Raw genomic sequence first — 3,164 nt, forward strand, 5'->3', positions numbered from 1 at the left:
CCAGCCATCTCGCTAGCCCAGCATGCCCCCACGAACTATCATTGACCCCGGAACCGTGATCGGGGGCTGGCGAGGGAACTCAGGGTTTGCGGACTTCATAACGGCCGGCGGTTTGTTGGGTCGCTCCGAACGGTCAGAGACCTGAACGGCCCCCCGAAGTGTCACGCTGCCAAATCGGTTCCCGTGGTGACCGGAGCCATCCAGACCCGACAGCACCCGTGCCCCGCATCACCTCGCGGTCAGGGCTTGAACGTTGGGAGCGGATGCTTGTTGGGCAAAGGCCGACGAGACCGTGGACCGGCCGTCCCGGTTGCGCCTAGGCTCTTCCCATCTCCGGAGGGACCAATCCGATGGACACCACTGTCGCCGGACCACCAGCCGCCTTCACGCCCCCCAAGATAAGTCCGGTCGAAGGACCGTTGTCCACGCTGGGACTGTTGCGGGTCGTCGTCCGCAACCCGGTGGCCTCGGTGCCGAAGGCGGCCTACGAGGAAGCCTGCATCCGCACCACCCTGAGGGGGCGAGACGTCTACTCCCTCATGGCCCCCGACCTCGTGGAAACCGTGCTCGTTCACCGCCATGAGGCCTTCTCCAAGTCCCCCATCGATGCCCGGATCTTCGAGCCTGTTGTCGGGCGCAGCCTGCTGACAGCTGAGGGCCAGGACTGGCGCTGGCAACGGCGCCTGGCCGCCCCGGCCTTCCGACAGACGGCTCTCGCGACCTATCTTCCCGTCATGCGCCAGCCCTTCGAAGCGCTGGCCTCACGCTGGGCCAGCGCGCCGGGCCCGCATGAGGTCGACGAGGCCGTAAGGCGGGCGACCCTGAACGTGATCTGCGGGGCCTTCTTCTCCGATTTCAGCCAGCCCGACGCCAGGCGCGTCTCGCAGCTTGTCGCCCGCTACGTGGCCCCGGTGCCTTGGATCATCGCCTATGTCCTTCTGGGTCTGCCCTCGTTCGTTCCCCATCCGGGGAAGTTGCGGATGAGGAGGGCGGCGGCAGAAGGACGCGATCTCATCCGCTCCTTTATCGCATCCCGACGGGGTAAGCGGCTGGACTCGCCGGACCTCGCGCAGGTTCTGATCGAGGCTGAGGATCCGGAGACCGGCCGGGCGCTCAGCGACCAGGACCTGCTCGACATGTTCATGACACTACTCGCCGCCGGACATGAGACATCGGCCAATGCCCTCATCTGGGCGCTATACTGCCTGGCGGCCCAGCCGGACCGACAGGACACGTTGTCGTCTCAGGTCCGGGCGGTGGTAGGCGAAGGGCCTGTCGAGATGGCCCATCTTGAGGCGCTCGGGGACGTCCGGTGCTTCTTGGAGGAAACCATGCGCCTCTTTCCACCAGTGCCACGACTGGCCCGCCTTGCCTTGCGTGATTGCCAAATCGGGGGCGAACTGATCCGGACCGGCTCCCTGGTCTTCATTCCGATCTACACCATCCATCGGCATCGCACCCTCTGGGAGGAGCCGGATGTCTTTGACCCGGCACGCTTTCAGGACGCCGCCACGCGATTACGGCCGCGCTGCGCCTTTCTGCCCTTCGGCGCCGGGCCGCGGATCTGCATCGGCGCAGGATTTGCCCTCATGGAGATGATTGTCGGGCTAGCAACTCTCCTAAATCACGTGACAGTCCGGCTCGGCAGTTCCGTCCCGCCGCAACCCATCCACCGAATAACGCTGCGACCCGAAGGCCCTCTCGTGCTCCGCTTTGAGCCAAGGAGCTGATGGGAGCCTAAAGGGTGCCATGATTGAAGACTATCCCATCGTATGGAACTGTCAGATTGAACCGTTGTGGCAAGCAAAGCGTGTTGTCGGTCGGCTGGTATCCAAGCGTTCCACTTGGCTCATCGCATGCCAGTGGAATGACGGACAGAGCGGAAAGGAGCGGCCTGATCAGGTCGTCCGGCAATGCTCCTAGGGCTCTGCAACACGCCGAAGCGGCCTCCAGCGATCGGCGAACGCGCCGCTTGTCGACCAGCCACTTTCGCCGCTACCCCTGCTCCGGTGGGGCTACCCTCATCCTCAGCTTTCGCATCCCCAAGGAGGGCCCGCCATGCCGCTCTGGTCACGCTTCTTCGGACGTAAGCAAGCAAAGGAACCTGCCTCCGCCCCTTCGGAGGAGCACAAGGGCTTCCATATCACACCCAAGCCTATTCGCGAGGGCAGCCACTACCGGATCGCCGCGCGGATCGAAAAGGAGGTGGCTGGCGTCCGCCGCATCTATGATCTCGTCCGGGCTGACACGGTCGCCACTCCTGAAGAGGCGCGCGCGTTGTCGCTGGCGAAGGCCCGGCAAGTGATCGACGAACAGGGGGAGCGGCTGTTTGACTAAGCAGTAGCGCCCCCAAGGCGAGAGCAAACCTGGGGCCGAGGCGGTCGTCGAGATGCCGGCCGCCATTCCGGCGAGCCCCCGACCAGTCGGCCAGCGGCGCGAAAGAAAGGCTTAGGGCGGATGAGCCTCCTCCACCTGTGTCGCCGCCCCGTCTCGGCACCTTCGGCTGGCTCAGCCTAGCTCGGGCACCTCTCGCCCACCGCCACGGCGGAGCGGAAGCGGTTGGCCTGCACGCCTCATAAGGTCAGGTTCCAGAACGCGCTCTTGCTCCCGTGTTCTGCTTTCAGGCGCGCCACATAGGTCTCATGAGGCTCCACCGCGCCCCAATCCGGGACCGCGGACGCCAAGCTTGCGCACTCCAGGAGGTGCCGAGCGGCATGGCGGTAGCGGCCCGATCGGCTGTGGGTCAGGGCAAAGTCGATCATTGCCCGTAGCGCCAGCGTGGCCCCCAGCGGGTGCCGGCCCGCCAGCGCCTCGGCGGCCGGGGTCATGACCTCGTAGTGGTCGCCGTCGAGCTCGGCCGCGCGCCCGATCACCAGCGCGGCCGCCCGGTCGAGCGCCGGCCAGGCCAGGAGAAACAGCAGCGCTGGATGTATGTTCTCGGAGTTCTGGACGAGGTCGAAGGCGCGTTCCTCTGCCTCGAGGTCGTCGAAGTCGGGCAGGCGCTGGAGGTGGGTCCTGAGGTGCGGGGCCGAGAGCCTCCGCTCGAAGCAGGACCAACGGGCAACCTGCGCCTCCTCGGGGCGGCCCAGTGCCTCCAGCACCTCGATGCGGGCGTCCTCCCACTCGAGCTCCGGCCCGGCCCAGCCTTCTCGCCGAGGCTCGGC

At 66.2% G+C, this 3,164-nt stretch carries 3 protein-coding genes; 2 read left to right on the forward strand and 1 reads right to left on the reverse strand.

What is annotated here, in order from left to right:
* Positions 1 to 350: 350 nt before the first annotated feature.
* Positions 351 to 1,730 carry a cytochrome P450 gene (locus FHG71_RS22905; protein ID WP_139084103.1) on the forward strand — a complete coding sequence of 460 codons (1,380 nt, stop codon included), beginning with the start codon at positions 351 to 353 and terminating at the stop codon, positions 1,728 to 1,730.
* Between the two features lie 328 nt (positions 1,731 to 2,058).
* The gene (locus FHG71_RS22910; RefSeq protein WP_139084105.1) at positions 2,059 to 2,337 is read left to right on the forward strand and encodes an HlyU family transcriptional regulator; all 279 of its coding nucleotides are present in this window, start codon (positions 2,059 to 2,061) and stop codon (positions 2,335 to 2,337) included.
* A 236-nt stretch (positions 2,338 to 2,573) separates the two neighbouring features.
* Here the strand turns inward: FHG71_RS22910 and FHG71_RS23870 are convergent.
* On the reverse strand, positions 2,574 to 3,164 hold a 591-nt coding region (locus FHG71_RS23870), incomplete at its 5' end, for a DUF6880 family protein (protein WP_342777527.1).

Origin of the sequence: Rubellimicrobium roseum, from assembly GCF_006152145.1 — a bacterium.
Lineage (GTDB): Bacteria > Pseudomonadota > Alphaproteobacteria > Rhodobacterales > Rhodobacteraceae > Rubellimicrobium > Rubellimicrobium roseum.

Excerpts from the sequence above, each read along its gene's own strand:
- FHG71_RS22905 (WP_139084103.1), top strand. The coding sequence starts at position 351 with ATGGACACCACTGTCGCCGGACCACCAGCCGCCTTCACGCCCCCCAAG.
- FHG71_RS22910 (WP_139084105.1), top strand. The coding sequence starts at position 2,059 with ATGCCGCTCTGGTCACGCTTCTTCGGACGTAAGCAAGCAAAGGAACCT.